General features: G+C 67.0%; 27 protein-coding genes. 8 read left to right on the top strand and 19 right to left on the bottom strand.

Going from position 1 to position 26,234, the window contains the following annotated elements:
* Nucleotides 1-112 precede the first annotated feature (112 nt).
* Genes AC3WL8_RS14120 through AC3WL8_RS14110 form a run of 3 tightly spaced genes read right to left on the bottom strand, consistent with a single transcriptional unit; the run spans nt 113 to nt 2,970 of the window.
* The gene (locus AC3WL8_RS14120; RefSeq protein WP_013956132.1) at nt 113-973 is read right to left on the bottom strand and encodes a TatD family hydrolase; all 861 of its coding nucleotides are present in this window, start codon (nt 971-973) and stop codon (nt 113-115) included.
* A 13-nt stretch (nt 974-986) separates the two neighbouring features.
* Entirely contained in the window at nt 987-1,727 is a 741-nt protein-coding gene (lolD, locus tag AC3WL8_RS14115) for a lipoprotein-releasing ABC transporter ATP-binding protein LolD (protein ID WP_013956131.1), read from the bottom strand.
* Entirely contained in the window at nt 1,720-2,970 is a 1,251-nt protein-coding gene (locus AC3WL8_RS14110) for a lipoprotein-releasing ABC transporter permease subunit (protein ID WP_013956130.1), read from the bottom strand. Before AC3WL8_RS14110 ends, lolD begins: the two co-directional genes overlap by 8 nt.
* Before the next feature lie 147 nt (nt 2,971-3,117).
* Here AC3WL8_RS14110 and AC3WL8_RS14105 point away from each other — a divergent pair, with 147 nt between their 5' ends.
* Both AC3WL8_RS14105 and recJ read left to right on the top strand, forming a co-directional pair.
* Nucleotides 3,118-4,227 (top strand): hypothetical protein, encoded by a 1,110-nt coding sequence (locus AC3WL8_RS14105; RefSeq protein ID WP_153955636.1) that lies wholly within the window; start codon nt 3,118-3,120, stop codon nt 4,225-4,227.
* 61 nt (nt 4,228-4,288) lie between these two features.
* Nucleotides 4,289-5,986 carry a single-stranded-DNA-specific exonuclease RecJ gene (gene recJ / locus AC3WL8_RS14100; protein ID WP_153955635.1) on the top strand — a complete coding sequence of 566 codons (1,698 nt, stop codon included), beginning with the start codon at nt 4,289-4,291 and terminating at the stop codon, nt 5,984-5,986.
* A 26-nt stretch (nt 5,987-6,012) separates the two neighbouring features.
* Here the strand turns inward: recJ and AC3WL8_RS14095 are convergent, their stop codons facing one another.
* On the bottom strand, nt 6,013-6,723 hold the full coding sequence (locus AC3WL8_RS14095; protein WP_013956127.1) for a peptidoglycan DD-metalloendopeptidase family protein: 711 nt from the start codon (nt 6,721-6,723) through the stop codon (nt 6,013-6,015).
* 192 nt (nt 6,724-6,915) lie between these two features.
* Between AC3WL8_RS14095 and prfB the strand changes: the two genes are divergently transcribed.
* The 5 genes from prfB (at nt 6,916) to AC3WL8_RS14070 (ending at nt 12,678) form a co-directional block, all read left to right on the top strand.
* A protein-coding gene (prfB, locus tag AC3WL8_RS14090) for a peptide chain release factor 2 (protein ID WP_099045607.1) occupies nt 6,916-8,020 on the top strand; the annotation gives its coding sequence in 2 pieces (ribosomal slippage) (nt 6,916-6,996 and nt 6,998-8,020; 1,104 coding nt in all).
* Nucleotides 8,021-8,142: 122 nt separating this feature from the next.
* Nucleotides 8,143-8,901 carry an SDR family oxidoreductase gene (locus AC3WL8_RS14085; protein ID WP_013956125.1) on the top strand — a complete coding sequence of 253 codons (759 nt, stop codon included), beginning with the start codon at nt 8,143-8,145 and terminating at the stop codon, nt 8,899-8,901.
* A gap of 64 nt (nt 8,902-8,965) precedes the next feature.
* The gene (lysS, locus tag AC3WL8_RS14080; protein ID WP_013956124.1) at nt 8,966-10,510 is read left to right on the top strand and encodes a lysine--tRNA ligase; all 1,545 of its coding nucleotides are present in this window, start codon (nt 8,966-8,968) and stop codon (nt 10,508-10,510) included.
* A gap of 278 nt (nt 10,511-10,788) precedes the next feature.
* The gene (locus tag AC3WL8_RS14075; protein WP_153955634.1) at nt 10,789-11,529 is read left to right on the top strand and encodes a glycine zipper 2TM domain-containing protein; all 741 of its coding nucleotides are present in this window, start codon (nt 10,789-10,791) and stop codon (nt 11,527-11,529) included.
* A gap of 129 nt (nt 11,530-11,658) precedes the next feature.
* Nucleotides 11,659-12,678 carry a hypothetical protein gene (locus AC3WL8_RS14070; RefSeq protein ID WP_153955633.1) on the top strand — a complete coding sequence of 340 codons (1,020 nt, stop codon included), beginning with the start codon at nt 11,659-11,661 and terminating at the stop codon, nt 12,676-12,678.
* Between the two features lie 44 nt (nt 12,679-12,722).
* On the opposite strand, the gene iscX is transcribed toward AC3WL8_RS14070, so the two are convergent.
* The 15 genes from iscX to uvrB form a co-directional block, all read right to left on the bottom strand.
* A complete protein-coding gene (gene iscX / locus AC3WL8_RS14065; RefSeq protein WP_013956121.1) occupies nt 12,723-12,917 on the bottom strand; it encodes a Fe-S cluster assembly protein IscX in 195 nt (64 codons plus the stop codon).
* A gap of 33 nt (nt 12,918-12,950) precedes the next feature.
* Nucleotides 12,951-13,289, bottom strand: a complete 339-nt coding sequence (fdx, locus tag AC3WL8_RS14060) for an ISC system 2Fe-2S type ferredoxin (RefSeq protein ID WP_013956120.1) — start codon at nt 13,287-13,289, stop codon at nt 12,951-12,953.
* A gap of 40 nt (nt 13,290-13,329) precedes the next feature.
* Nucleotides 13,330-15,195: a Fe-S protein assembly chaperone HscA gene (hscA, locus tag AC3WL8_RS14055; RefSeq protein ID WP_013956119.1), complete on the bottom strand. Its 1,866-nt coding sequence runs from the start codon at nt 15,193-15,195 to the stop codon at nt 13,330-13,332.
* A gap of 96 nt (nt 15,196-15,291) precedes the next feature.
* The gene (gene hscB / locus AC3WL8_RS14050) at nt 15,292-15,810 is read right to left on the bottom strand and encodes a Fe-S protein assembly co-chaperone HscB (RefSeq protein WP_153955632.1); all 519 of its coding nucleotides are present in this window, start codon (nt 15,808-15,810) and stop codon (nt 15,292-15,294) included.
* A 63-nt stretch (nt 15,811-15,873) separates the two neighbouring features.
* Nucleotides 15,874-16,095: a DUF3565 domain-containing protein gene (locus AC3WL8_RS14045; protein WP_010809023.1), complete on the bottom strand. Its 222-nt coding sequence runs from the start codon at nt 16,093-16,095 to the stop codon at nt 15,874-15,876.
* 24 nt (nt 16,096-16,119) lie between these two features.
* Nucleotides 16,120-16,440, bottom strand: coding sequence for an iron-sulfur cluster assembly protein IscA (gene iscA / locus AC3WL8_RS14040; protein WP_010809024.1), 321 nt, complete (start codon nt 16,438-16,440; stop codon nt 16,120-16,122).
* 43 nt (nt 16,441-16,483) lie between these two features.
* Nucleotides 16,484-16,882 (bottom strand): Fe-S cluster assembly scaffold IscU, encoded by a 399-nt coding sequence (gene iscU, locus AC3WL8_RS14035; RefSeq protein ID WP_010809025.1) that lies wholly within the window; start codon nt 16,880-16,882, stop codon nt 16,484-16,486.
* A 67-nt stretch (nt 16,883-16,949) separates the two neighbouring features.
* Complete coding sequence (locus AC3WL8_RS14030) at nt 16,950-18,173, bottom strand: IscS subfamily cysteine desulfurase (protein WP_269148715.1); 1,224 nt, start codon at nt 18,171-18,173, stop codon at nt 16,950-16,952.
* A 55-nt stretch (nt 18,174-18,228) separates the two neighbouring features.
* On the bottom strand, nt 18,229-18,783 hold the full coding sequence (gene iscR, locus AC3WL8_RS14025; protein ID WP_013956116.1) for a Fe-S cluster assembly transcriptional regulator IscR: 555 nt from the start codon (nt 18,781-18,783) through the stop codon (nt 18,229-18,231).
* A gap of 105 nt (nt 18,784-18,888) precedes the next feature.
* Nucleotides 18,889-20,985 carry a site-specific recombinase gene (locus tag AC3WL8_RS14020; RefSeq protein WP_153955631.1) on the bottom strand — a complete coding sequence of 699 codons (2,097 nt, stop codon included), beginning with the start codon at nt 20,983-20,985 and terminating at the stop codon, nt 18,889-18,891.
* 87 nt (nt 20,986-21,072) lie between these two features.
* Nucleotides 21,073-21,561, bottom strand: coding sequence for a low molecular weight protein-tyrosine-phosphatase (locus AC3WL8_RS14015; protein ID WP_013956114.1), 489 nt, complete (start codon nt 21,559-21,561; stop codon nt 21,073-21,075).
* 91 nt (nt 21,562-21,652) lie between these two features.
* A complete protein-coding gene (locus AC3WL8_RS14010) occupies nt 21,653-21,895 on the bottom strand; it encodes a hypothetical protein (RefSeq protein WP_013956113.1) in 243 nt (80 codons plus the stop codon).
* A gap of 32 nt (nt 21,896-21,927) precedes the next feature.
* Nucleotides 21,928-22,149, bottom strand: coding sequence for a hypothetical protein (locus AC3WL8_RS14005; protein WP_013956112.1), 222 nt, complete (start codon nt 22,147-22,149; stop codon nt 21,928-21,930).
* A 22-nt stretch (nt 22,150-22,171) separates the two neighbouring features.
* Nucleotides 22,172-22,471, bottom strand: a complete 300-nt coding sequence (locus AC3WL8_RS14000) for a putative quinol monooxygenase (RefSeq protein ID WP_013956111.1) — start codon at nt 22,469-22,471, stop codon at nt 22,172-22,174.
* A gap of 66 nt (nt 22,472-22,537) precedes the next feature.
* Complete coding sequence (gene uvrB / locus AC3WL8_RS13995) at nt 22,538-24,622, bottom strand: excinuclease ABC subunit UvrB (protein ID WP_492378357.1); 2,085 nt, start codon at nt 24,620-24,622, stop codon at nt 22,538-22,540.
* 239 nt (nt 24,623-24,861) lie between these two features.
* Here uvrB and AC3WL8_RS13990 point away from each other — a divergent pair, with 239 nt between their 5' ends.
* Nucleotides 24,862-26,058, top strand: coding sequence for an amino acid aminotransferase (locus tag AC3WL8_RS13990; RefSeq protein ID WP_114134620.1), 1,197 nt, complete (start codon nt 24,862-24,864; stop codon nt 26,056-26,058).
* Nucleotides 26,059-26,234 lie beyond the last annotated feature (176 nt).

Below are 26,234 nucleotides of genomic sequence, written 5' to 3'. Positions count from 1 at the left end.
ATCCGCCAATACATTGAGCAACAACAGACGCCGCATTAGCCGCCGAAAGGACGCCGACGGCGTCCGCGCTATCCTTCTCCGGCCTAAAGGCCGAGGCTTGCCGCGCACCTGGTCAAGAAGAATTGGAAGTTGTGTGTCCGGCGGAAACCGGAGGCGCCATGGTGTCCGCAAACGCTGCCAGCCGCGGCATCGCATCCACGGCATTGCGCCATGTCGCCTGCGCCAGCGCCATCGCATCGATGCCGCGCAATTCCGCCATCACACGGGCTACGCCCGCCACCTCCGCGGGCGAGTTGCGCGCCTTGTGCTGTTCGCCGAACTGATCGTCAGACAGCCACGCCGGCGCCATGTCGGGTGCGTCGGTTTCCAGCACCAGCGCCTCCAGCGGCAGCTCCGTCGCCAGCCGGCGGATCTGCCGCGCACGGCTGAAGGTGACATTGCCGCCGAAGCCGAGCTTCAGGCCCTGCTCGACAAAGCGCCGCGCCTGTTCATTGCTGCCGTTGAAAGCGTGGGCAATGCCGCGCTTCACGCCCAGCTTGCGCAGCTGCGCGCCAACCTGGTCCTGTGACTTGCGCACATGCAGCAGCACCGGCAGGTCAAATTCCCGCGCGATCTTCAGCTGCTCCGCGTAGAGCCAGGTCTGGTGCTCCGCATCCAGCCCCGCGACGAAGAAGTCGAGCCCGATCTCGCCGATGCCGACAAAGCGCGGGTCGCCCATGCTGGCCGCCACCTCGCGCCGCAGCGTGTCAAGGTCGGCCTGGCCGGCGCCGGGCGAGCACAGCGGATGGATGCCGAGTGCATAGACGCAGCGCGCATCGTGGCGCGCTAGCGCGCGCACGGCATCGAAGTTCCAGACGGCCACCGCCGGCACCACGATGCCGCGCACGCCGGCAGCCTCGGCCGCGTCGGCCACCTGCTGGCGGTCAGCGTCGAACTCGCTGGCGTCGAGGTGGCAATGAGTGTCGATCCACATGGGCCGGCCCGGCTCAGCGTTCCTGGTGCAGGTGCCCGTCGCGCAGCCGCAGCACGCGGTCGCAGCGGCCGGCCAGGTCCAGGTCGTGGGTGACGATGATGAAGCTGGTGCCGAGCGTGCGCGACAGTTCCAGCATCAGGTCATAGACGCCGCCGGCGGTGTGGTCGTCGAGATTGCCGGTGGGTTCGTCGGCCAGCACGCAGGCCGGCTGCCCTACCAGCGCGCGCGCGATGGCCACGCGCTGGCGCTCGCCGCCGGACAGCTCGCCCGGGCGGTGCTTCGCGCGCCCGCCCAGGCCCACGCGCTCCAGCATGGCCTGCGCCACGCCGCGCGCGTCATGCTGGGTCAGGCCGCGGATACGCATCGGCATCGCCACGTTGTCCAGCGCGGTGAATTCCGGCAGCAGGTGGTGGAACTGGTAGACGAAGCCCAGCTGGCGGTTGCGCACCACGTTGCGCTCGCGTTCACGCAGCGCCGTGAAGGGCTTGCCGAGCAGCGCGACGCGGCCGGAGTCGGGCTCATCCAGCCCGCCCAGCACATGCAGCAGCGTGCTCTTGCCCGAGCCCGAGGCGCCGACGATGGCAACCTTCTCTCCGGCATTGACGCGCACGTCGACGCCGCGCAGCACGTCCACATCGAGTTCGCCCTGGCGGAAACGCTTGGTCAGGCCCTCGGCCACCAGCACCGGCGAGCCGGTGCGCGGCTGGTCCGCGGCGGGCGTGGGGGTATCGGCGTGCAACACGGCTTCACTCATAGCGCAGCGCCTCCGCCGGGTTGACGCGGGCGGCACGCCAGCTGGGATAGAGCGTGGCCAGCGTGGCCAGCACAAAGGAAATGATGCCGATGGTGGCGATGTCGTTCACGCGGGGATCCGAAGGCAGTTCGCTGATGAAATAGATGTCGCGCGGCAGGAACTGCACGTGCAGCAGCCGCTCGATGAAAGGCACGATAACGTCGATATTGGTGGCGATCAGCGTGCCGCCGGCCACGCCCAGGATGGTGCCGATAAAGCCGATGGCCACGCCCTGCACGATAAAGATCTTCATGATCGAGCCCGGCTGCGCGCCCATGGTGCGCAGGATGGCGATATCGGCCTGCTTGTCGGTGACGGTCATCACCAGCGTGGACACCAGGTTGAATGCCGCCACGGCGATGATCAGCGTCAGGATGATGAACATCATGCGCTTCTCGGTCTGCACCGCGGCAAACCAGTTGCGGTTCTGCTTGGACCAGTCGCGCAGGTAGAGCTCGCCCGACATGGTGCCGGCCAGCTCGTTGGCCACCTGCGGCGCGCGCTGCATGTCCTGCAGCTTCAGGCGCACGCCGGTGGGGCCGCTCAGGCGGAACAGGGTCTCGGCGTCGTGCATGTTGACCAGCGCCAGCGCGCTGTCGAACTCGAAATGCCCGGACGAGAACACGCCCACCACGGTGAACTGCTTGAGCCGCGGCAGCACGCCCGCCGGCGTCATGGTGCCCTGCGGCGCCACCAGCGTGACCTTGTCGCCGACCTGCACGCCCATGGCGTTGGCCAGCTCGTTGCCCAGCGCAATGCCGAAGCCGCCCGGCGCCAGCGCCGTCATGCTGCCGGCCCGGAACTGGTTGCCGATGTCAGAGACCTTGGGCTCCTGCGACGGCTCCACGCCGCGCAGCAGCACGCCGCGCACAGCGTCGTCGCGGGTCAGCATGGCCTGGGCCGCGACGTAGGGCGCGGCGCCGACCACTTCCTTGTTCTGCAAGGCCTCGGCGGCGGTCTTCTGCCAGTCCGGCAGCGCCGACGGGCCGATCACTTCGATATGCGCCAGCACCGACAGCATGCGGTCGCGCACTTCCTTCTGGAACCCGTTCATCACCGACAGCACCACGATCAGCGCGGCCACGCCAAGGGCGATCCCGAACATCGAGATCATCGAGATGAACGAAATGAAGGTATTGCGGCTGGCGCGCTTGCTTGCGCGGGTATATCGCCAGCCGATCTGCCACTCGTAGGGAAAGTTCAAGAGGATTCCTGTTGTTTCGGGAAAGCGCCGGTGCCCCCCCGGGGGCGCTGGCGGCACTCATGCAGCCTTGGCGGGCGCCGTCCCGGTCACGCCACGGCGTCGCCCGGGACTGGCGCCGGCCAGCCGGGAGTTTACAATCTCGCCACCATGATGACGCACCTGACCCTGATTGTGCCCTTTTCCGTCCCACCGGGCGCCGGCGACGACGGCCGCGACGATGTCGTTCCCGGCGCGCTGCTGCGGCAATTGGAGCTGCCGGCGCTCGGAAAGTTGCTGACCCGGGCCGAGCCCGGCCCGCGCGAGCGGCATGAAGACCCCTTCCTGCGCAGCCTGCCGCAGGAGCGCTGGCTGGCCGGCAAGGCGGGGCTGGACCCGGTCCGGGTGCCGCTGGCGCCCTATATGCGGCTGGCCGACAGTGGCGGCGCCGTCCCCGCCAGCTCCGATGGCCAGTCCTGGACCTGCCTGCAGCCGGTGCACATCCATGCCGCGCGCGATCACCTGGTGCTGATGCCGCCCGCCCAACTGGGCATCCGGCCGCAGGAAGCCACCGCCCTGCGCGCCGCCATCGACGCACTGCTGCTGGAATCGGGCATCGCGCTGGAATCGCCCTGCCCGCAGCGCTGGTACCTGCCCGAGGCCGCATTCGGCCCGCTGGAGGCGACCACGCCGCTGCGCGCGGCGGGCCGCAATATCGATATCTGGATGCAGGCCGGCGAGCGCGCCCGCGACTGGCGCCGCCTGCAGAACGAGGTCCAGATGACCTGGCATGACCACCGCGTCAACCAGGCCCGCGAGGCTGCCGGCGAGGCGCCGGTCAATTCGGTCTGGCTGTACGGCGGCGGCGCGCTGCAGCCGGTGCCGCGGCTGGCCGATACGGTGCTGAGCAACGATCCCTTCCTGAGCGGGCTGGCGCTGGCCGCCGGCAGCCGCGTGCTGCCGGTGCCGGCCGGCCTGGCCGGCGCCACCGGGGTGGAGGGCACGGTGCTGGCCATGCTCGACAGCGCCACCGAAGCCCATATCGCCGAAGACTGGGGCCTGTGGCTGGACCGCATGCATGTGCTGGATGCCGACTGGTTCGCGCCGGCGCTGGAAGCGCTGGTGGCCGGCCAGGTCGGCGCCATCACGCTGGTGCTGGGCGGCGAGAACCACTTTGCCGAGTTCACCGTGCGCCGCGCCGACCTGCGCAAGTTCTGGCGCGGCATGGGCCAGCGCGGCGACTGGCGCGCGCTGCTGTCCGACCTCGCCTATGCCGCATAAATCTGCCTGAAGCCGCCTGACACGCGCCGCCCCTACCGAAACATCACCTGCCGCCCCGCCCATGACCCGGATCGCCATCCGCCAGTTTTCCCCCGAACACGCCAGCTCGCTGGCCGCCGCCGGCCTCCACCCCACGCTGGCCCGCATCCTGGCCGCGCGCGGCGTGGCCCGCGCCGCCGAGCTTGCCACCGACTTGCCCGAACTGGTGCCGCCCGCGGCCATGAAGGGCATCGGCCACGCCGCGGCCTACCTGGCTGACGCCATCGCCGCCGGCAAGCGCCTGCTGATCGTCGCTGACTATGACTGCGACGGCGCCACCGCCTGCGCGGTGGGCGTACGCGGGCTGCGCATGCTGGGCGCACAGGTGGAGTACATCGTGCCGAACCGCTTCGAGTACGGCTACGGCCTGACCCCGGAGATCGTGGCACTGGCGGCCAGGCAGCAGCCGGACGTGATCGTCACGGTCGACAACGGCATCGCCAGCGTCGACGGCGTGGCCGCGGCCAATGCGCTGGGCATCGACGTGGTGGTGACCGACCACCACCTGCCTGGATCTGAGCTGCCGCAGGCCGCGGTGATCGTCAACCCGAACCAGCCGGGCTGCGAATTCCCCAGCAAGAACCTGGCGGGCGTGGGTGTGATGTTCTATGTGCTGCTCGCGTTGCGCGCGGAACTGCGCCAGCGCGGCGTCTATACCCAGGCCACGCAACCGCCGCTGCAGACGCTGCTGGACCTGGTGGCGCTGGGCACGGTGGCCGACGTGGTCAAGCTGGACACCAACAACCGCATCCTGGTGGCGCAGGGCCTGCGCCGCATGCGCGCCGGACGGATGCAGCCGGGCGTGGCGGCGCTGTTCCGTGCCGCCGGGCGCGAGGCGGCGCGCGCCAATACCTTCGACCTGGGCTTCGGGCTGGGTCCGCGCCTGAACGCGGCCGGCCGGCTGGCGGACATGTCGCTGGGCATTGAATGCCTGTTGACCGAAGATGCCAACCGCGCCTGGGAAATCGCCCAGGAGCTGGACGGTATGAACCGCGAGCGGCGCGACATCGAGGCCGGCATGCAGCAGGAGGCGCTGCAGATCCTGGAGCAGCCGCTGGCCGGCCCGGATCCGTCGGCACGCTTTACCGTCAGCGTGTTCAACGACACCTGGCACCAGGGCGTGATCGGCATCGTGGCGTCGCGTCTGAAAGACAAGTTCCACCGCCCCACCATCACCTTCGCCCCCGGCGACGAGACCACCGTCAAGGGCTCGGGCCGCTCGATCCCCGGCTTCCACCTGCGCGATGCGCTGGACCTGGTGTCCAAGCGCCATCCCGGCATGCTGCTCAAGTTCGGCGGCCACGCCATGGCGGCCGGGCTGACCGTGCGCGCAGAGCGCTTTGCCGAGTTCCAGGAAGCCTTCGAGGCGGTCGGCCGCGAATGGCTGACCGACGACCAGCTGGCGCGCGTGATCGAGACCGACGGCGATATCGAGGACCAGTGCTTCAGCCCGGAATTCGTCACCCTGCTGGAGCAGCAGGTATGGGGCCAGGGCTTCCCGGCGCCGACCTTCTGCGGCGAGTTCGACGTGCTGCGCCAGAGCGTGCTCAAGGGCAAGCACCTGAAGCTGCAGCTGGGGCGCGGCAGCCAGCGCTTTGATGCGATCTGGTTCAACCACGCCGACTCGCTCGGTGCCAGCGCGCAGGTGGCCTACCGGCTCGACAACAACACCTTCAACGGCGTCACCCGCGTGCAACTGGTGATCGAGCACGCGCAGTAGCGTGCTCCGGGGGGCGTTAGCCCCGTTTAGCCGCGCGACGGCAGGTAGGCCATCGGGTCGACCGGCTTGCCGTTGCCGCGCACCTCGAAATGCAGCTCGCTCGAGCTGGCGCCCATGCGGCCCACGTCCTGTCCGGCCGCGACCGAGGCGCCCTCGGTGACCAGCGGCTGGTCGAGGTTGCCGTAGACGGTCAGCCAGTCGTCGTTGTGCTTGACGATCACCAGCATGCCGTAGCCACGCAGGTTGCCCACGTGGATGGCGCGCCCCGCGGCGGCGGCGCGCACCGTGCCATTGGCTGGCACGGCAATGCGCAGGCCCTTGCTGGCCGGCGGCGCGTAGCCTCCGGTGACGCGGCCATCGGCCGGCCACTGCAGGCGGATGCCGCTGGCGGGCGGCCTGGACGAGCCGCTGTCGACGCGCGGCGTATCGGTCACGGTCTGGTCGGTGCCGGTGGAGGCCGGGGCGCTGCCACCCGGCGGCCGCACGCGGACCAGCTGGCCCACCTCGATCTGGCTGGGGCTGGTGATGTCGCTGTTCCAGCGGGTCAGGTCGCGCACGCTGCGGCGGTGCTTGCGCGCGATCGAATACAGCGTGTCGCCGCGCTCAACGCGGTAGTAGCCGTCCGGCACGGGCCCGCCCGTGGTACCGCAGCCGGCCGCGACCGCGGCCGCGGCGGCCAGCAGCAGGCCCAGCGCGCGGCGCCGGCCTGGCTCGATGTCATGTCTGGTTTGCGTCATTCGTCCCTGTTCTTTGTCTAGCCGGGGAGCGGCTTGCGACCCGTATTATCGCCGCGTGCGTCGCCCGGCACCGGCGGATAGACCGCGCGGCGGCCATTCCGTTCGGTCCGCGGCCCGCCCGAGGCGGCCCGGAAGCCCCGGGTTGCCGCGCCGATCCGCTATAATTCGGGGTTTTCTAAGCGCAGGAACATCATGGAAGCAGAACGCCTCAACGCCATCTCCGGTGCCATCTCCGATCTCCGTTCCCGGACGGAAGATCTACGGGGGTATCTTTGACTACGATGTCAAAGTAGGAAGGCTGGACGAAGTCAACGGTTTGCTGGAAGACCCCGACGTCTGGAACAACCCCAAGCGGGCCCAGGACCTCGGCAAGGAAAAGAAGGCAATCGAGGGCGTGGTAAGCGTGCTTAGCAAGCTCACCGACGACCTCAGCGGTGCCGAAGAGCTGTTTGAGCTCGCCAGGGAAGAAGGCGACGACGACACCCTCGAAGCGATCGAGGCCGACGTCAAGGGCTTCGAGGAGATCGTCGCGGGCATGGAATTCCGCCGCATGTTCTCTGGCGAGATGGACCAGGCCAACGCCTTTATCGACATCCAGGCCGGCGCCGGCGGCACTGAAGCGTGCGACTGGGCCTCGATGCTGCTGCGCCAGTACCTGAAGTACTGCGAGCGCAAGGGCTTCAAGGCCGAGGTGCTGGAAGAGTCCGAAGGCGACGTGGCCGGCATCAAGAGCGCGACCATCAAGATCGAGGGCGAATACGCCTTCGGCTACCTGCGTACGGAAACGGGCGTGCACCGCCTGGTGCGCAAGTCGCCGTTCGATTCGTCGGGCGGGCGCCATACCTCGTTCTCGTCGGTGTTCGTCTACCCCGAGGTGGATGATTCGTTCGAGGTCGAGGTCAACCCGGCGGACCTGCGCGTTGACACCTACCGCGCTTCGGGCGCGGGCGGCCAGCATATCAACAAGACCGATTCGGCCGTGCGGATCACGCACATCCCGACCGGTATCGTGGTGCAGTGCCAGAACGACCGCTCGCAGCACCGCAACCGTGCCGAAGCCATGTCGATGCTGAAATCGCGCCTGTACGAGCACGAGATGCGCAAGCGCCAGGCCGAGGCCGACAAGCTCGAAGCCGGCAAGACCGACGTGGGCTGGGGCCACCAGATCCGCTCCTACGTGCTGGACCAGAGCCGCATCAAGGACCTGCGCACCAACGTGGAAATGTCCAACACCCAGAAGGTGCTGGACGGCGACCTGGACCCGTTCATCGAGGCCAGCCTCAAGCAGGGACTGTAAGGCAGCACCCGCCGTCCGCCCTGCCGGCGCGGCCGGCGGCGGCACAGCATTCCATCCACCGCTGTACCGCCGCCCGCGCCACACCGGCACGGCGGCAGGGCGACATCTCCGACCGGGGCACCATGAGCGAAGCCAATCACCTCTACATCATCACCGGCGCCTCGCGCGGGCTGGGCGCGGCACTGACCAATGCCCTGCTCGTGCCGGGCAACCGTCTGATCTGCGTGGCGCGCAGCCGCAACAGCGAGCTGGAGCGCATCGCCACCATGAGCGGCGTGCCGGTGGCCTGGCACCTGCAGGACCTGTCGCAGGCCGGCCCCGCCGCGACTTGGCTCGCCAGCGTGCTCGATACGCTCGACATCCCGCCGACCAGCGCCACGCTGATCCTGAACGCCGGCGTGGTCGAGCCGATCGGCCCGGTCGCGCGCCTGCAGGAAAAGACTTTGGTGCCGCACCTGCTGACCAACCTGGCGGCGCCGATGACGATGACCGCTGCGTTCCTGGAGCGCACCGAGAAGTTCGACTGCCCGCGCAAGGTGCTGGCTATCTCCTCCGGCGCGGCGCGCCGCCCGGTCGAAGGCTGGAGCGCGTACTGCGCCGGCAAGGCCGGGCTGGACATGTTCATGCGCTCGGTCAACGCCGAGTACGCCCAGGCCGAAGCCCCGCGCACCGTGCGCGCCGTGGCGCTGGCCCCGGGCGTGATCGACACCGGCATGCAGGCCACCATCCGCAATGCCGATTTCGCCCAGGTGCAGCGCTTCCGCGAGCTGAAAGCCAATGAACAGCTGGCGTCGGCCGAGGAAACCGCCGGCCGCATCGTCGCCTACCTGCACCGCCCGGATTTCGGCAGCACCGAGCTGGACGATCTCCGCAACTACTAAGCCGCACCCATCAAAGCCATCTGAATCCGCGCGCGGCAAGCCGCGCGCGATCCGACAAGACATCATGACTGAACCGAACCGCGCCCAGGCCAAGCCAGCCGCCGCAGACACCCCCGCCGTCGACGAGAACAAGATCATCGCGGAGCGGCGCGAGAAGCTGGCCGCGCTGCGCCAGCAGGGCGTGCCCTTCCCCAACGATTTCCGCCCCTCCCACCAGGCCGCCGCGCTGCAGGCGCAGTACGCCGAGACCGAGCAGGCCACGCTCGAGGCCGCGCCGGTCGAGGTCGCCATCGCCGGGCGCATGATGCTCAAGCGCGTGATGGGCAAGGCCAGCTTTGCCACGGTGCAGGACGGCAGCGGCCAGATCCAGTTCTACATCACGCGCGACAAGGTCGGCGAAGAGGTCTACGCGGCCTTCAAGCACTGGGACCTGGGCGACATCATCAGCGCCCGCGGCGAGCTGTTCCGCACCAATAAGGGCGAGCTGTCGGTGCAGGTGCGCGAGCTGCGCCTGCTGTCCAAGTCGCTGCGCCCGCTGCCGGACAAGTTCCACGGCCTGGCCGACCAGGAAATGAAGTACCGCCAGCGCTATGTCGACCTGATCGTGTCGCCGGAAACGCGCAACACCTTCCGCGCCCGCACCAACGCGATCTCGTCGCTGCGCCGCCATATGGCCGATGCCGGCTTCATGGAAGTGGAAACGCCGATGCTGCACCCGATCCCGGGCGGCGCCGCGGCCAAGCCCTTCATCACGCACCACAATGCGCTGGACATGCAGATGTTCCTGCGCATCGCGCCCGAGCTGTACCTGAAGCGCCTGATCGTGGGCGGCTTCGAGCGCGTGTTCGAGATCAACCGCAACTTCCGCAACGAAGGGGTGAGCCCGCGCCACAACCCCGAGTTCACCATGATGGAGTTCTACGCGGCCTACACGGACTACCGCTGGCTGATGGACTTCACCGAGGACCTGATCCGCAAGGCCGCCATCGATGCGCGCGGCAGCGCCGTGCTGACGTACCAGGACCGCGAGCTGGATCTGTCCAAGCCGTTCCATCGCCTGACCATCTGCCAGGCGATCCAGAAGTTCGCGCCGCAGTACACCGATGCGCAACTGGCCGATGCCGGGTTCCTGCGCACCGAGCTGAAGAAGTTCGGCGTCAACACCAACGCGCCGCAGTTCCTCAACGCCGGCCTGGGCACGCTGCAACTGGTGCTGTTCGAGGAAACCGCGGAAAGCCAGTTGTGGGAGCCGACCTTTATCGTCGACTACCCGGTCGAGGTCTCGCCGCTGGCGCGCGCTTCGGACACGGTGCCGGGCATCACCGAGCGCTTCGAGCTGTTCATCACCGGCCGCGAGATCGCCAACGGCTTCTCGGAGCTGAACGATGCCGAAGACCAGGCCGACCGCTTCCGCAAGCAGGTCGAGCAGAAGGACGCCGGCGATGAAGAAGCCATGTACTTCGACGCCGACTACATCCGCGCGCTGGAATACGGCATGCCCCCGACGGGCGGCTGCGGCATCGGCATCGACCGCCTGGTGATGCTGCTGACGGACAGCCCGAATATCCGCGACGTCATCCTGTTCCCGCACCTGCGCCGGGAAGACTGATGCAGGCGGCGTCCGGCAGGACGCCCCACTGCGGAAACCGTGAACGCCACCGCCTGCGGTGACCGCCTGCGGTGGGGTTTTTCTTAGGGTCGCGAAAGGCACTCCAGCGTGTCGATTGTTACAACCCGGTCCGCAACCGCGCCGCCAGGACGACCACAACCCATTGAATCGAAAGGATTTTTCCGCCTACATATATTTACAAAAACAAACGGAAAACGGCACCCGCTTCGGCCACACTGGCTCCATCCCATCGCGGCCTTCGCCGCACCGGAGCCACAATGCAGAGCCAAGCCACCTCGCCAGACCACACCCCTGCACCGCTGCCGCCGCAACGCCGGCTGCATCCGCTGATCGGCGCGGCGGCCGTGGCCGTGGTGATCGCCAGCCTGACCGCTGTCGCCGCCGTGACCGGCGTGCTGCCAATCAGCAAGGCCAACCCGGACCTGCAAACGCAACAAGGTCCGCAGGGCCCGCTGCCAGTCACCGCGGAAACCGCGCCCCCGCCGGGCAGCACCACGCGCCCACCGGTCTACGATGACGGCCAGCCGCGCCCGGCCAATCAGGACGCTGCCCGTTCGTCGCAAACCGCACCGCGCACCGCCCCGGCACGCCAGGCCGCGCAGCGCGACAGCGAGCCGCGCGCCAGCCAGCGCGCCGACACCGAGCGCCAAGCTGCCAAGGGCAGCCCCTACGCCGGCCGTATCGTCGCCGTGACGCCGGTCCAGACCCAGAAGCCCAACACCAGCGGCCTGGGCGCGCTCGGCGGCGCTGTGGTGGGCGGCCTGCTGGGCAACCAGGTCGGCAAGGGCAACGGCCGCATCGTCGGCACCGTGGTCGGTGCCGTGGGCGGCGGCGTAGCCGGCAACCAGATCGAGAAGGCGGTCAGCAAGGACACACATTACGAAGTCCGCGTACGCATGGACGATGGCAGCCATCGCAGCTTCACTTACGAGCAGAACCCTGGCGTGCAGGTGGGCCAGCGCGTGCACTTGGAGAATGGTGCGCTGGTGACCGGGTGACCGCCCACAGCACGCGCCGGCGCATTTAGTGTGCCGTTACAAACCATGGCCGGCTTGTCGCCGGCCTTTTTCATGGTCGCTTTGCTATGATTCTTGGGCGCCACCTCCCGGTGAACCGGAGTCCATACCATGCAGCCAGCCACCCACAACACTTGCAGGACCTGGCAACGGCTTCTCCCACTGGCCGGCGCGCTGCTGCTGGCGCTGTCGCACCACGCGGCGTTCGGGCAGGAACTGCTTGTGCTCGGCGGCCTCCAGTCGACGGAGTCCCTCGGCGAGCGCAGCTACGGCTACGCCTACTCCTACCAGCACAACCTCGGCGAGAACTGGTACGCGACCTTCACCTACCTGAATGAAGGCCATGTCACCAACCATCACCGCGACGGCCACAGCGTCCAGCTTTGGTGGCGCTACCTGGCCCTGGACCGCCGGCTGACGCTGGCCCTCGGTGCCGGCCCTTACCGCTATTTCGATACCACCGACCAGCGCTCGGACGGCACCTACGACAACCACCACGGCTGGGGCGCGCTGCTGAGCGCTGCGGCAACCTGGTATGTGAACGGTGGCCCCTGGATGCTGCAGGCGCGCTACAACCGAACACAGACGTCGTCAAGCATCAAGACCAACACGTTGCTGGTGGGCGTCGGCTACCAGCTCGATCGCGGTGACCGCGGCGGGCCGGTGGTGCCGCCGCCGGGCCGGACAGACAATGTCACGCAGAATGAGCTGACGGCGCTCCTTGGCGGAACCATCGTCAACAGCTTCGATCCACAGACTTCTTTCGCCAAAGCGGTGGAATACCGGCGCGGGCTGTGGCAATACGTGGACGGCACCATCAGCTACATCAACGAAGGAGAAAACGCGGTGCTGCGCCGCAACGGCGTGGCCGCGCAGGCGTGGCTCACGCGCGCGTTCTTCCACGACAAACTGACACTCGGGGTCGGCGTGGGCCCGTACTACGCCATCGACCTGAGCCAGAAAGGGTTGAGCGCAGCCAGCTCGCCGTCGCGATGGTCTGGCCTGATGTCGATGTCGGCCAGCTACCGGCTCGGCGACCACTGGCTGACGCGGCTGACATGGAACCGCACCATGACCGGCTACGACCACGATACCGACGTGATCCTGGCGGGCGTCGGCTACCGCTTCTAAGCAAACAGGCCGGCGGAGCCGGCCTGTTTCAGGGGAGTTCTTGCTTATTGGGATTCTTCGATCCAGGCAGCCTGGATCGCTTCCAGGATCTTCTCGCCGGAACGCTCCGGCACATCGGCAAAGCCATCCAGTTCCAGCACCCAGCGGCGCAGGTCGGTGAATCGCACCGACATGGGATCCACATCGGGATACTTGTCGTACAGGGCTGCCGCGATGTCGTAGGTATCGGTCCACTTCATGGGGTTATTCTCCGCTGAGGTCTGCCGGGCCGCTCAGTGGCCTTCCTTGGCGTGGTTGATGGTGTACTTCGGGATCTCGATGGTCAGGTCTTCCTCATCGACGATGGCCTGGCACGACAGCCGCGAATTCGGCTCCAGCCCCCAGGCCTTGTCGAGCAGGTCTTCTTCCTTCTCTTCAGCCTCGTTGAGCGAGTTGAAACCCTCGCGCACGATCACGTGGCAGGTGGTGCAGGCGCACGATTTCTCGCACGCATGCTCGATCGCGATGCCGTGCGAGAGCAGCGCATCGCAGACGCTGACACCCGTCTCGGCTTCAATCACCGTCCCATCCGGGCAGTATTCGACGTGGGGCAAAACTATGATCTGTGGCATCTCGTGTCCTGGTATCTGTAATGCGGTGCAGGCGTGGTGATCAGCCCAGCTCCTGCACCTTGCGCCCCGCCAGCGCGCTCTTGATCGAGCGGTCCATGCGGCGGGCAGCGAATTCGTCGGTGCCGTGCGACAGCTTTTCCACCGCGGCGTGGATGGCGTGGTGGTCGTCGCCGGTGGCGATCTCGCGCACCGTGGCCATCAGCGCTTCCACCGCAGTGCGCTCCTCGGCGGACAACAGGTCGCCATCGGTTTCCAGCGCGCGCTGCGTGGCCTCGACCAGCCGGTCGGCTTCCACGCGCTCTTCGGCCAGCGCGCGGCTCTTCATGTCGTGCTCGGCCTCGCGGAAGCTGTCCTGCAGCATGCGCGCGATATCGTCGTCGGCCAAGCCGTACGACGGCTTGACCGTGACCGAGGCTTCCACGCCCGAATGGGTCTCGCGCGCGGTCACGGACAGCAGGCCGTCGGCGTCGACCTGGTAGGTCACGCGGATGCGCGCCGCGCCCGCCACCATCGGCGGGATGCCGCGCAGCTCGAAGCGCGCCAGCGAGCGGCAGTCGCTGGCCAGCTCGCGCTCGCCCTGCAGCACGTGGATCGCCATCGCGGTCTGGCCGTCCTTGAAGGTGGTGAATTCCTGCGCGCGCGCCACCGGGATGGTGCTGTTGCGCGGGATGATCTTCTCGACCAGGCCGCCCATGGTCTCGACGCCCAGCGACAGCGGGATCACGTCGAGCAGCAGCCAGTCTTCGCCAGGGGCATGGTTGCCGGCCAGCAGGTTGGCCTGCATCGCGGCGCCCAGCGCCACCACGCGGTCCGGGTCCAGGTTGGTCAGCGGGGTCTGGCCGAAGTAGTCGCCCACGGCCTTGCGGATCGATGGCATGCGCGTGGCGCCGCCCACCAGCACCACGCCCTTGACGTCATCGGGGGTCACACCGGCGTCGCGCAGCGCCTTGCGCACCGGCGCCAGCGTTTTCTGCACCAGGTGTGCGGTGATCTGTTCAAAGGTTTCGTCGGTCAGAGCCAGGTGAACGATCTCGCCGGAATCGAGCACGGCATCGATCACGGTACTGTCCGCTTCCGACAGCGCTTCCTTGGCCGCGCGCGCGCGCACCATCAGCAGGCGCATGTCCTGCGCCGACAGCGGCTGCAGGCCGGCCTGCTCGACGATCCAGCACAGCACGCGCTGGTCGAAATCGTCGCCGCCGAGCGCCGAGTCGCCGCCCGTGGCCATCACTTCGAACACGCCCTGCGTCAGCTTGAGCACCGAGATATCGAAGGTACCGCCGCCCAGGTCGTAGACCGCGTAAATGCCTTCCGACGCATTGTCCAGCCCGTAGGCAATAGCCGCCGCGGTCGGTTCGTTCAGCAGGCGCAGCACTTCCAGGCCGGCCAGGCGCGCGGCGTCCTTGGTCGCCTGGCGCTGGGCCTCGTCGAAGTACGCCGGCACGGTGATGACCGCGCCGACCAGGTCGTCGCCGAGCGTGTCCTCGGCGCGCTGGCGCAGCGTGGCGAGGATCTCGGCCGAGATCTCGACCGGGCTCTTCACGCCGGCCGCGGTCTTGATCTGCAACATGCCGGGCGCGTCGACGAAGTCGTATGGGCTGTGCTCGATATTGGCGATGTCGCGCAGGCCGCGGCCCATGAAGCGCTTGACCGAGACGATGGTGTTCTTGGGGTCGCGCACCGCTTCATCCTGGGCCCGGTAGCCGATATGCGTGGTGCGGTCCGGCAGGTAGCGCACGACCGACGGCAGCAGCGCGCGGCCGCGTTCGTCGCCCAGCACTTCGGGAATGCTGCTGCGTACCGCGGCCACCAGCGAGTTGGTGGTGCCGAGGTCGATGCCGACGGCCAGGCGGCGTTGGTGGGGCGCCGGCGACATGCCGGGTTCGGAAATCTGGAGCAGTGCCATGGTAATTCTTCGCTGTCTTGTGCGGCAGGGGAAGCCGCCATGCGGGCGGATCTCGCGCCGGGCGCCATTTTGTCACGGGCCCGGCAAACGTGCCGGTCAGTCTTCCAGCCGGTCGATGGCCTCGCTGGTATCGTGTTCGATCTTCTCGATAAACATCAGTTGCCGCACCGCGCCGCCGGCCGCCTCGTTGTCGCCGGAATCCAGCAGCGCGCCCAGTGTTTCGTGGCGCTCGCGCTTTTCCTGGCGCAACTCGCGCAGCAGCGCATCGAGCCGGTCCACTGCGCGCTCTTCCACCGCTTCCTGCAGCGCTTCGCGCCATTCCATCTGCTGCATCAGGAAGGCCGGCGTCATGACCGTGTTGTTCTCGGCCTGCACATCGACGCCGCGCAGCTTCAGCAGGTAGGTCGCGCGCCGCAACGGCTGCCGCAGCGTACGGTAGGCTTCATTGGCATGCGCGGCCCACTGCATGGCCACGCGACGCTCGGCGTCGCCCGCCTTGGCAAAGCGGTCCGGATGTGCCTGCGACTGCACGGTGCGGTATGCCGCATCCAGCGCGGCCTCGTCGACACCGTACTGCGCCGGCAGGCCGAACAGCGCAAAAAAATCGTCTTTCAACTGCTTCCCCAAGAAAAAGGAGCGGCCGCGCCGCCCCTTTGTCCATTGCCGCCACGGTGCCGCTCAGGCGGGCTTGCGTGCCCACTCGGCCGGCGGTTCGTTGCGGTCGCACTTCAGGCAGTTCACCCGCATGCCGATCATGCCGGCGCGGCCCTGCTCGCTTTGCGTCCATGGCCGCGACTGCCACGGCGGGTCGTGCCGCATATGCTGGCCGTGCCCGCATTCGAGTTCGGCCACCCAGTGGCCTTCCTCGTCCCGGCGGAACCCGACGATGCTGCGCTCCACCGGGGCTTGCTTGCGCTGGCTTGCTCAGACCGTGAAAGACTCGCCGCAGCCGCACTCGTCCTTGACGTTGGGGTTGTTGAAGCGGAAACCTTCGTTCAACCCTTCACGTGCGTAGTCGAGTTCGGTGCCGTCGATATACGGCAGGCTCTTGGCGTCGACGATGACCTTGATGCCGTGCGATTCGAACACCGCGTCTTCCGGCAGCAGCTCGTCCACGTATTCCAGCTTGTAGGCCAGGCCCGAGCAGCCGGTGGTCTTCACGCCCAGGCGCAGGCCCACGCCCTTGCCGCGGCGTTCCAGGTAGCGGGCCACATGCTTGGCCGCCTTCTCGGTCATGGTGATCATCGTTGCGTCTTCCTTCGTCGATGCCGTGGTCAGTGCGACAGAATCAGGCAGCCTTCTGCTCGGCGCCGTGCTTCTTCTTGTAGTCTTCGACGGCGGCCTTGATCGCGTCTTCGGCCAGGATCGAGCAGTGGATCTTCACCGGCGGCAGCGCCAGTTCTTCGGCGATCTGGGTGTTCTTGATCTCCAGCGCCTGATCCACGGTCTTGCCCTTGACCCACTCGGTCACGAGCGAGGACGAGGCAATGGCCGAGCCGCAGCCGTAGGTCTTGAACTTGGCGTCTTCGATCACGCCAGCCTCGTTGACCTTGATCTGCAGCTTCATCACGTCGCCGCAGGCCGGCGCGCCGACCATGCCGGTGCCGACCGCATCGTCGTTCTTGTCGAACGAACCGACGTTGCGGGGGTTTTCATAGTGGTCGAGAACCTTGGTGCTGTATGACATTTTGCTTACCTCTTGCGTATCTTTGCGGGGGTATTGCTTTTTGTACTGATGATCTGTGGCGGGCGCGTCAGTGCGCGGCCCACTGGATCGAATTCAGGTCGACGCCGTCCTTGAACATCTCCCACAGCGGCGACAGGTCGCGCAGCTTGCCGATCTTGCTCTTGAGCAGTTCGATGGTGTAGTCGATTTCCTGCTCGGTGGTGAAGCGGCCCACCGTGAAGCGGATCGAGCTGTGGGCCAGTTCATCGTTGCGGCCCAGCGCGCGCAGCACATACGACGGCTCCAGCGAGGCCGAGGTGCAGGCCGAACCCGACGACACCGCCACGTCCTTGATCGCCATGATCAGCGATTCGCCCTCGACGAAGTTGAAGCTGACATTCAGGTTGTGCGGCACGCGTTGTTCCAGGTCGCCGTTCAGGTAGACCTCTTCCATGTCCGACAGGCCGTTCCACAGGCGGTCGCGCAGCATGCGGATGCGTTCGTTTTCGGTCGCCATCTCTTCGCGGGCGATGCGGAAGGCTTCGCCCATGCCGACGATCTGGTGTGTGGCCAGCGTGCCCGAGCGCATGCCGCGCTCATGGCCGCCGCCGTGCATCTGCGCCTCGATGCGCACGCGCGGCTTGCGGCGCACGTACAACGCGCCGATGCCCTTGGGGCCGTAGGTCTTGTGGGCCGAGAATGACATCAGGTCGCACTTCAGCTTGTTCAGGTCGATCGCCACCTTGCCGGTCGCCTGCGCGGCGTCGCAGTGGAAGATGATGCCCTTCTCGCGGCAGATCTCGCCGATCTGCTCGACGTCCTGGATCACGCCGATCTCGTTGTTGACCAGCATCACCGAGACCAGGATCGTGTCCGGGCGCAGTGCCTGCTTGAACACTTCCATGTCGAGCAGGCCGTTTTCCTTCACGTCCAGGTAGGTCACTTCAAAGCCCTGGCGCTCCAACTCGCGCGTGGTGTCGAGCACGGCCTTGTGCTCGGTCTTCAGGGTGATGAGATGCTTGCCCTTGCCCGAATAGAAGTTCGCGGCACCCTTGATCGCCAGGTTGTTCGATTCGGTCGCGCCCGACGTCCACACGATCTCGCGCGGGTCGGCGCCGACCAGTGCGGCCACCTGCTCACGCGCTTCTTCCACCGCGCGCTCTGCTTCCCAGCCGTACGCATGGCTGCGCGAGGCGGGGTTGCCGAACTGCTCGCGCAGGTACGGAATCATCTTGTCCGCCACGCGCGGGTCCACCGGCGTGGTGGCCGAGTAATCCATGTAGATGGGGAAATGTGGGGTGCTCATCGTTATGACTGCCTTGTTAGGGACCGCTGATCGCTGTTTTGCTGTCGTTGCCTGGGCACGCTCAGGACTGCGCCAGGCTGAAAACTGAATTCACCATTCTGGCCCGGACCGGCTTTTCCTGCTTGTCGGCCTTGCCGCGCGCAGCGGTCGCGACCGGCTGCGCGGCGTCTTCGCGCATGTCGTGCAGCACGGCAGGCTGGCGCTCGCGCTGCTGGTCCACCAGGTTCTTGAGGGAAACGGAGTCGAGGTACTCGACCATCTTCTGGTTCAGCGTGGCCCACAGTTCGTGGGTCATGCAGCGCCCGGAGCCGTCATCTCCGTTACAATTGCCCTTGCCGCCGCATTGGGTGGCATCCAGGGGCTCGTCCACGGCGATGATGATGTCCGCCACGGTGACGTCTTCGGCCTTGCGCGCCAGACTGTAGCCGCCGCCCGGGCCGCGCACGCTTTCAACGATCTCGTGCCGGCGCAGCTTGCCAAACAGCTGCTCCAGATAGGACAACGAGATCTTTTGCCGCTGGCTGATGCCGGCGAGCGTGACCGGTCCCTGGTCCTGGCGCATGGCCAGGTCGATCATCGCAGTGACCGCGAAGCGGCCTTTGGTGGTCAGTCTCATGGTGCAGGGCTCTGGGGGTGATGCCAATACTTGATCGTTTCCGTCAAGTATAAAGGTACCCGACTAATTCAGTCAACTACCCTGCCGCACCGCACCACGTCCCCATCACGCTTCGCGCCCGCCTGCGGCCGTCTCCGGGCCTGCCACGCGCGGCGGCATCACCAGCGACAGCGGGTGCGTCAGGATGCGCCGCCGCACGGCCGCGCTCAGTTCGGCGCGGTCCACGCGCCGCAGGTTGCGTGACCGCAGCGCCATATTGAACGCCAGCGCGAAGCTCACCGCCACGTTCAGCATCCCCATCAGCGCAATGCCCGCCACCGCCAGCCACAGCGACGGCATGCGCAGCGCATCCATCCCCAGCACGCCGATGGCCGCGCCGACCGAGCCGGTCGACAGCGTCACATGACGCACTTCCATATGCGGCCCGAAGAAGCTCAGGATTTCCGGCCCCAACCCCAGCAGCAAGCCCAGCGACACATTGGCGACAATGCCCGACAGGTTACGCTTCCAGAAATCCGCCAGCCGGGTGGCGCCGCGTGCACCCAGCACGTAGCGCAGGCGCCGGTTGTAGGCCATCACGTCATGCACGCGGTGCAGCGCGAACCAGTTGTCGGCCCAGCCCGCAATCAGGCTGGACAGCCACAGCAGCACGCCGGTGAAGGCGGCGTAGAGCGGTGTCGGGCCCAGGATCGAGAACGATTCGATGGTGGCAATCGCCTTGGCCGGCGTGATCAGGTTGGCGCCCAGCAGCTTGTGCGCCAGCCACTGGATCCCCAGCGCCACCGGGAACACCACCGCCAGGTTGCCGACAATCGCCGCCGCGTTGGAACGGATCATGGCGATGGTGTCGTCGACGAATATCTCGCGCCCTTCCGGCCGCCCTGCCCCGTCCAGCCGGTGCGCCAGCGCGGGGCCGGTCATGGCCGGCTGCTTGGTCGCCAGCGTGAAGTGCGCAAAGTGGATGGCCAGGAAGCTGCCGGCGTAGTTGAGCGAGGCCAGCAACCCCTCACTGAACTTGTCCAGGTGCAGGCCGTAGATCAGGAACTTCAGGTACACCGTGGCGACCGAGACCAGGCCGCCGCCGGCTGCGGCGCGCACCAGTTCGGCGTATTCCTTGCGGTCGCGCGTGATGTAGTGCTCGCCGGTCTCGGCCGAGCGCTCCACCACCTTGCGCGCCAGCTGCGCGAACGAGGTGCCGGCCAGGTGCGAGATGCTGCGCCGGGCCTGGGTCGATCGGATCAGTTCCGCCACCAGGTGCGCATGCATGCCGGGCCGGTGGGGCTCGACCCAGGCCGCCAGCAGCAGCTCGATGCGGCTGAGCTGCACCTTCATGCGCTCGATCTGGAACACCACCTCGATCGATACGCCGTTTTCTTCCAGGTCTTCATACACATGGCGGATCGCGGCATGGCAGCCGTCCAGCAGCGCGCGGAAATAGTTCAGGCGATGGCCGAAGCTGTTGTCGTCATGGCGCAGGCCCTCTTCACGCAAGGCCTGGACGGCCTCGTCCAGGCGGAAGAACGGCGTCTCGTCCACGCGCCCGGCCAGGCGCGAACGGATCGCCTGGCTCAGGCCGGTGGCGCGCACCTGGCTGACCAGCACCGCGATGCTGGTGGCCAGCGTCTGGCCCAGCGCATCGCGATAGTGCGCCATACCCGCCGCTTCGCCCTTGGCGCTGCCGGCCTGCAGCACGCGCGCCAGCCGGGCCAGCAGCTCATCGTCGACGGCCTCGACCCACTCCGCGTCTTTATCACCGACGAACACCAGCGCAAACAGCCCCGCCATGTCGCTGCGGTTGGGCGGCGGCGGCAGGAAGCGGTTCTGCAGCCGGCCCACCATCTCGCTGACGAAGCCCGGGTGCAGGGCCACGCCGGTATCGCAGAACAGTCCGGTCGGGTCGTTCTCGCGCACCAGGCTGCGCACGGTCAGGGCAAAACGTTCGGCCCAGTCGGGATGCCGCTCCAGCACCTGCAGCAGGTAGCGCAGCCGCACATGCTCGGGGTGGCTGCGGTCCGTGCCGGGTTCCTGGCTGCCGGCATCGGCGCCCAGCCCGCCATCGCGGCGGATCCAGAAGCCCAGCTCGATCAGCCAGCCGTTGCGCTCGGCCAGCGGGGCCTCAGGATCGGCCGCGGCCAGGATGGCGTCGAGCTGCAGGCTGGCATTGCGCGATTCGCGCCATTTGCGGAACAGTTTGCGAAGCATGGATTCTCGTGGGATCGGGCCGCCGGCCGCGGCGCTCGTGGCGTCGCGGCGCGGGCCGCAGAAAAGGCGACGGGGCGGGTGCCCGGATCAGCCGGCGTTGCCTTGCAGGCGCTGGCGCAGCTCGGCCACCAGGCCCTCGCAGGCATCTTCGATGTAGTCGAGCACGCGCTCGAAGCCATCGCCTTCGCCGTAGTACGGGTCCGGCACCTCGTCGGCGTCGTGGCGGGTGGCGAAGCTCATCAGCAGGCGCAGCTTTTCGCCGGCATCGGGGCGCAGCCGCGCCAGGCCGGCCAGGTTCTCGCGGTCCATCGCCAGGATCAGGTCGAAGCGATCGAAGTCCGGCAGCCCGACCTTGCGCGCGCGCAGCGCGGACAGGTCATAGCCGCGCTGCAGCGCGTGGCGCTGGGTGCGGGGATCGGGCGCGCGGCCGAGGTGGTATTCATGCGTGCCCGCCGAATCCAGCTCCACCAGCGCGTCCAGCCCGGCCTCCGCCAGCTTGGCGCGCAGCACGCCCTCCGCCGTCGGGGAACGGCAGATGTTTCCCATGCAACACATCAGGATGGCGTATGTCTTCATCGGATCACAACTTGGCGGGAGTGGAATGGCAGGCGCACCGGCCCTCGGCAGGGCCGCCGGCCGGACAGCCCGCAATTCTACCCGCAGCCCTTCAGGCCAGTTGCTTGGCCAGCCGCTCGCCGTGCGCAAACCCGGCCACTTCCGCGGCTTCGCGCGATTTATAGTGCTCGGTGATGCGCGAGGTCTCGGTCAGCGTGCCAGCGGCGCGGATATTGGTGCCGGGGCGGCAGACGCGCACGGTGTAGGACCATTCGCTCTGTGAGCGCTGCCTGACCTGGACCTGCACTTCGTGGGTTTCATAGACCTTCTTCTTCCATTCACCGATTTCGGTCATTGTGGTTCTCCACGGAAAATGGGGGTGCCTGGCTAGTTGACCTCGCCGGCGTCGATCGCCCGCATGGCGCCGGCCTCCGCCAGCGCGATGGCCCCTTCGGGCGTGGGCGCATCGCCCGCAATCGCCTCGAAGCTGGGGCCGGAAGGCTCGCCGAAGGCATCGGCGATGCGCATCTGCGCCGCAAACCCGCCGGCGGCATTCGGGACCGCGCTGACCACGACCGCGTAGCCGCCGTATTCAAACTGGCGTTCCATCGTAGCTCCTTGTCGTTCGCCATCAAGGCAGCTTGGCCGCCACCACCTCCAGCTTCTGGATCGGCGGCGTCCCCATGAACAGCTCCGGCGCCCTGGCCATCAGCGCCGCGGCAACCTTGCCGCCGAGGTGCGCCTCGCGCGCTGACTCATCGGGGAAGGCATCAAAGATGCCGAACATCGACGGGCCCAGCCGCAGCGCGAACCAGGCCGTGGTGCCGGCCTCCTGCTCCACCAGCGCGAGCCCGTCGCGCAGGAACTGCTCAACCTCCTGCTCCTTGCCCGGCCTGGCCTCCAGCGGTACCCACAGTCCAAGTTTTACCATGATGCGCCTCCCGGATCAGGTGTGACGCATTTCACTATAGGCCAGCCGGAGCCGGCACCACGCGTATCAGGCGGGCGGCAGCGCGCCATCTCCGCTGGCGCCGAACACCTGTGCCTTGAGCTTGGCCAGCTGGTCGCGCACCTGCGCCGCCTGCTCGAATTCCAGGTTGCGGGCATGGTCAAGCATAAGCTTCTCCAGGCGCTTGATTTCCTTGGAGACCTGCTTCTCGCTCATGTCCTCGTAGCGGGCCTGCTCCTGCGCCGCCAGCAGCTCGGCCTTGGCATCGCTGACGCTGTAGACGCCGTCGATGATGTCCTTGATGCGCTTGACCACACCGCGCGGCGTGATGCCGTTGGCCTCGTTGAAGGCGATCTGCTTGGCGCGGCGGCGCTCGGTCTCGCCAATGGCCTTCTTCATCGACTCGGTCATGCGGTCCGCGTACAGGATGGCGGTACCGTTGACGTTGCGCGCGGCGCGGCCGATGGTCTGGATCAGCGAGCGCTCGGCGCGCAGGAAGCCTTCCTTGTCCGCATCGAGGATTGCCACCAGCGACACCTCGGGAATATCCAGGCCCTCGCGCAGCAGGTTGATGCCCACCAGCACGTCGAAGGTGCCCAGGCGCAGGTCGCGGATGATCTCCACGCGCTCGACGGTGTCGATGTCCGAGTGCAGGTAGCGCACCTTGACCCCGTTCTCGGACAGGAACTCAGTCAGCTGCTCGGCCATGCGCTTGGTCAGCGTGGTCACCAGCACGCGTTCGCCGGCCTCGACGCGGGCGTGGATCTCGGACACCAGGTCGTCCACCTGCGTGGTCGCCGGGCGCACCAGGATGATGGGATCGACCAGCCCGGTCGGACGCACCACCTGCTCCACCACCTGCCCGGCATTCTCCTGCTCGAACTGCGCCGGCGTGGCCGAGACAAACATCACCTGGCGCATCTTGCGCTCGAATTCGTCGAACTTCAGCGGCCGGTTGTCCAGCGCCGACGGGAGCCGGAAGCCGTACTCCACCAGCGTGGTCTTGCGCGCGCGGTCGCCGTTGTACATGCCGTTGAGCTGGCCGATCAGCACGTGCGACTCGTCCAGGAACATCAGCGCATCCGGCGGCAGGTAGTCGACCAGCGTCGGCGGCGGATCGCCGGGGCGTGCACCGGACAGGTGCCGCGAATAGTTCTCGATGCCCTTGCAGAAGCCCAGCTCGGACAGCATTTCCAGGTCGAAGCGGGTGCGCTGCTCCAGCCGCTGCGCCTCCACCAGCCGGTTTTCCTTGTGGAAGAACTCGAGGCGCGCGCGCAGCTCCGACTTGATCGCCTCGATCGCGCGCAGCACGGTCTCGCGTGGGGTCACATAGTGGCTCGACGGGTAGACCGTGAAGCGCGGGAGCTTCTGGCGCACGCGGCCCGTGAGCGGGTCGAAGAAATGCAGCGACTCGACTTCGTCATCGAACATCTCCAGCCGCACCGCCATCTCGGCATGCTCGGCCGGGAAGATATCGATGGTGTCGCCACGCACGCGGAAGGTGCCGCGCTGGAAGTCGGTCTCGTTGCGGGTGTACTGCATCGCGATCAGGCGCGCGATCACGTCGCGCTGGCTGATCTTGTCGCCGGCCCGCAAGGTGAGAATCATCTGGTGGTATTCGGTCGGGTTGCCGATACCATAGATCGCCGAGACGGTTGCCACGATGATGGTGTCGCGGCGCTCCAGCAGGCTCTTGGTCGCAGACAGCCGCATCTGCTCGATATGCTCGTTGATCGACGAGTCCTTCTCGATAAACAGGTCGCGCTGCGGGACGTAGGCCTCGGGCTGGTAGTAGTCGTAGTAGCTGACGAAGTACTCGACGGCGTTGCGCGGGAAGAATTCACGGAATTCCGCATAGAGCTGCGCCGCCAGCGTCTTGTTCGGGGCAAACACGATGGCCGGCCGCCCCATGCGGGCAATCACGTTGGCCATGGTGAAGGTCTTGCCCGAGCCCGTGACGCCCAGCAGCGTCTGGAACGACAGGCCGTCGTCCACGCCCTCCACCAGCTGCCGGATGGCCTCCGGCTGGTCGCCGGCGGGCGGGAACGGCTGGTACAGCTGGAACGGGGAGCCGGGAAATGTGACGAATTTGTCTTCGTCCAGGGCCGGCGCGGCTTCGGCAAGGTTCGACATAAGGGGCGTGGTGGCTGGAGAGGTAGCGGTACGAGTAAGGAAAGAAATAACGAAAGAAGGCGCGGCGAGATTAGGGAAAAACCTCAGGAAAACGGGCGGATACGCTAGAATCTTGGGGTTGACAGCCCCCGCTTCAAGCCACTTCCCGCCGGAAGGGAACGGGGCCTGCCAGCCGCCAGCGCAGTCCGAAGCATTCTACGCCTTCCCGTTTTCATTCATTGCCGACCACGAGATTCCAAATGAGTTTGTTTTCTGCCGTCGAGATGGCCCCGCGCGACCCGATCCTGGGCCTCAACGAAGCCTTCAATGCCGATACCCGCCCGACCAAGGTCAACCTGGGCGTTGGCGTGTACTTCACCGACGAAGGGAAAATCCCCCTGCTGCGCGCCGTCCAGGAGGCAGAAAAGGCCCGTCTGACCACCGCCACCCCGCGTGGCTACCTGCCGATCGAAGGTATCGCCGCCTATGACCAGGCCGTGCAGACGCTGCTGTTCGGCAAGGAATCGCCGCTGATCACCGAAGGCCGCGTAGTGACGGCACAGGCACTCGGCGGCACCGGCGCGCTGAAGATCGGCGCCGACTTCCTGAAGCGCCTGTACCCGGACGCCAAGGTCGCCATCAGCGACCCGAGCTGGGAAAACCACCGCGCACTGTTCGAATCCGCCGGCTTCCCGGTGGTCAACTATGCCTACTACGACGCCCCCAGCCACGGCCTGAACTTTGCCGGCATGGTGGAATCGCTCAAGTCGTTCCCGGCCAACACCATCGTCGTGCTGCACGCCTGCTGCCACAACCCGACCGGCGTGGACCTGTCGCCCGAGCAGTGGAAGCAGGTGGTGGAACTGGTCAAGGAACGCAACCTGATCCCGTTCCTGGACATGGCCTACCAGGGCTTTGCCGACGGCATCGACCCGGACGGCGCCGCCGTGCGCCTGTTCGCGGACTCCGGCCTGCCCTTCTTCGTGTCGAGCTCGTTCTCGAAGAGCTTCTCGCTGTACGGCGAGCGCGTGGGCGCGCTGTCGATCGTCACCACCAGCAAGGAAGAAGCGCAGCGCGTGATGTCGCAGGTCAAGCGCGTGATCCGCACCAACTATTCCAATCCGCCGACGCACGGCGGCACCGTGGTCGCCAGCGTGCTGAACAGCCCGGAACTGCGCGCCATGTGGGAAGAAGAACTGGCCGAGATGCGCGACCGCATCAAGCTGATGCGCCATGCGCTGGTGGACAAGCTGGCCGCCAAGGGCGTGCCGGGCGACTTCTCCTTCGTCAAGGCGCAGCGCGGCATGTTCTCGTACTCGGGCCTGACCTCGGCCCAGGTGGATCGCCTGCGCAATGAGCACGGCATCTACGCCGTCGGCACCGGCCGCATCTGCGTGGCCGCGCTGAACAGCCGCAACATCGACGCCGTCGTCGATGCAATCGCAGCTGTGATGTAAAAGCCCTTTGAAATCGCCACACCGCAACAAGTGGCGACTGGCGCAAGCGTCACAAAGCAATGCACAAAAAGCGGCTTCGGCCGCTTTTTGCATTTGTTTGCAATTTTTCAGCCAAATGTCATCCAGAAATCAGCCTTTTACCTTATTGTTTTCCGCAGCAATGGATGTACTTTAAG

This window comes from Cupriavidus sp. FW305-F7, assembly GCF_058782875.1.
Note: the sequence above shows the minus strand (reverse complement) of the source record. Positions and strands in the feature narration are given on the sequence as shown.

Coding starts and splice junctions, on each gene's coding strand:
- AC3WL8_RS14120 (WP_013956132.1), bottom strand. CDS start 973: ATGTGGATCGACACTCATTGCCACCTCGACGCCAGCGAGTTCGACGCT.
- lolD (WP_013956131.1), bottom strand. CDS start 1,727: ATGAGTGAAGCCGTGTTGCACGCCGATACCCCCACGCCCGCCGCGGAC.
- AC3WL8_RS14105 (WP_153955636.1), top strand. CDS start 3,118: ATGATGACGCACCTGACCCTGATTGTGCCCTTTTCCGTCCCACCGGGC.
- recJ (WP_153955635.1), top strand. CDS start 4,289: ATGACCCGGATCGCCATCCGCCAGTTTTCCCCCGAACACGCCAGCTCG.
- AC3WL8_RS14095 (WP_013956127.1), bottom strand. CDS start 6,723: ATGACGCAAACCAGACATGACATCGAGCCAGGCCGGCGCCGCGCGCTG.
- AC3WL8_RS14085 (WP_013956125.1), top strand. CDS start 8,143: ATGAGCGAAGCCAATCACCTCTACATCATCACCGGCGCCTCGCGCGGG.
- lysS (WP_013956124.1), top strand. CDS start 8,966: ATGACTGAACCGAACCGCGCCCAGGCCAAGCCAGCCGCCGCAGACACC.
- AC3WL8_RS14075 (WP_153955634.1), top strand. CDS start 10,789: ATGCAGAGCCAAGCCACCTCGCCAGACCACACCCCTGCACCGCTGCCG.
- AC3WL8_RS14070 (WP_153955633.1), top strand. CDS start 11,659: ATGCAGCCAGCCACCCACAACACTTGCAGGACCTGGCAACGGCTTCTC.
- iscX (WP_013956121.1), bottom strand. CDS start 12,917: ATGAAGTGGACCGATACCTACGACATCGCGGCAGCCCTGTACGACAAG.
- fdx (WP_013956120.1), bottom strand. CDS start 13,289: ATGCCACAGATCATAGTTTTGCCCCACGTCGAATACTGCCCGGATGGG.
- hscA (WP_013956119.1), bottom strand. CDS start 15,195: ATGGCACTGCTCCAGATTTCCGAACCCGGCATGTCGCCGGCGCCCCAC.
- iscA (WP_010809024.1), bottom strand. CDS start 16,440: ATGATCACCATGACCGAGAAGGCGGCCAAGCATGTGGCCCGCTACCTG.
- iscU (WP_010809025.1), bottom strand. CDS start 16,882: ATGTCATACAGCACCAAGGTTCTCGACCACTATGAAAACCCCCGCAAC.
- iscR (WP_013956116.1), bottom strand. CDS start 18,783: ATGAGACTGACCACCAAAGGCCGCTTCGCGGTCACTGCGATGATCGAC.
- AC3WL8_RS14020 (WP_153955631.1), bottom strand. CDS start 20,985: ATGCTTCGCAAACTGTTCCGCAAATGGCGCGAATCGCGCAATGCCAGC.
- AC3WL8_RS14015 (WP_013956114.1), bottom strand. CDS start 21,561: ATGAAGACATACGCCATCCTGATGTGTTGCATGGGAAACATCTGCCGT.
- AC3WL8_RS14010 (WP_013956113.1), bottom strand. CDS start 21,895: ATGACCGAAATCGGTGAATGGAAGAAGAAGGTCTATGAAACCCACGAA.
- AC3WL8_RS14005 (WP_013956112.1), bottom strand. CDS start 22,149: ATGGAACGCCAGTTTGAATACGGCGGCTACGCGGTCGTGGTCAGCGCG.
- AC3WL8_RS14000 (WP_013956111.1), bottom strand. CDS start 22,471: ATGGTAAAACTTGGACTGTGGGTACCGCTGGAGGCCAGGCCGGGCAAG.
- uvrB (WP_492378357.1), bottom strand. CDS start 24,622: ATGTCGAACCTTGCCGAAGCCGCGCCGGCCCTGGACGAAGACAAATTC.
- AC3WL8_RS13990 (WP_114134620.1), top strand. CDS start 24,862: ATGAGTTTGTTTTCTGCCGTCGAGATGGCCCCGCGCGACCCGATCCTG.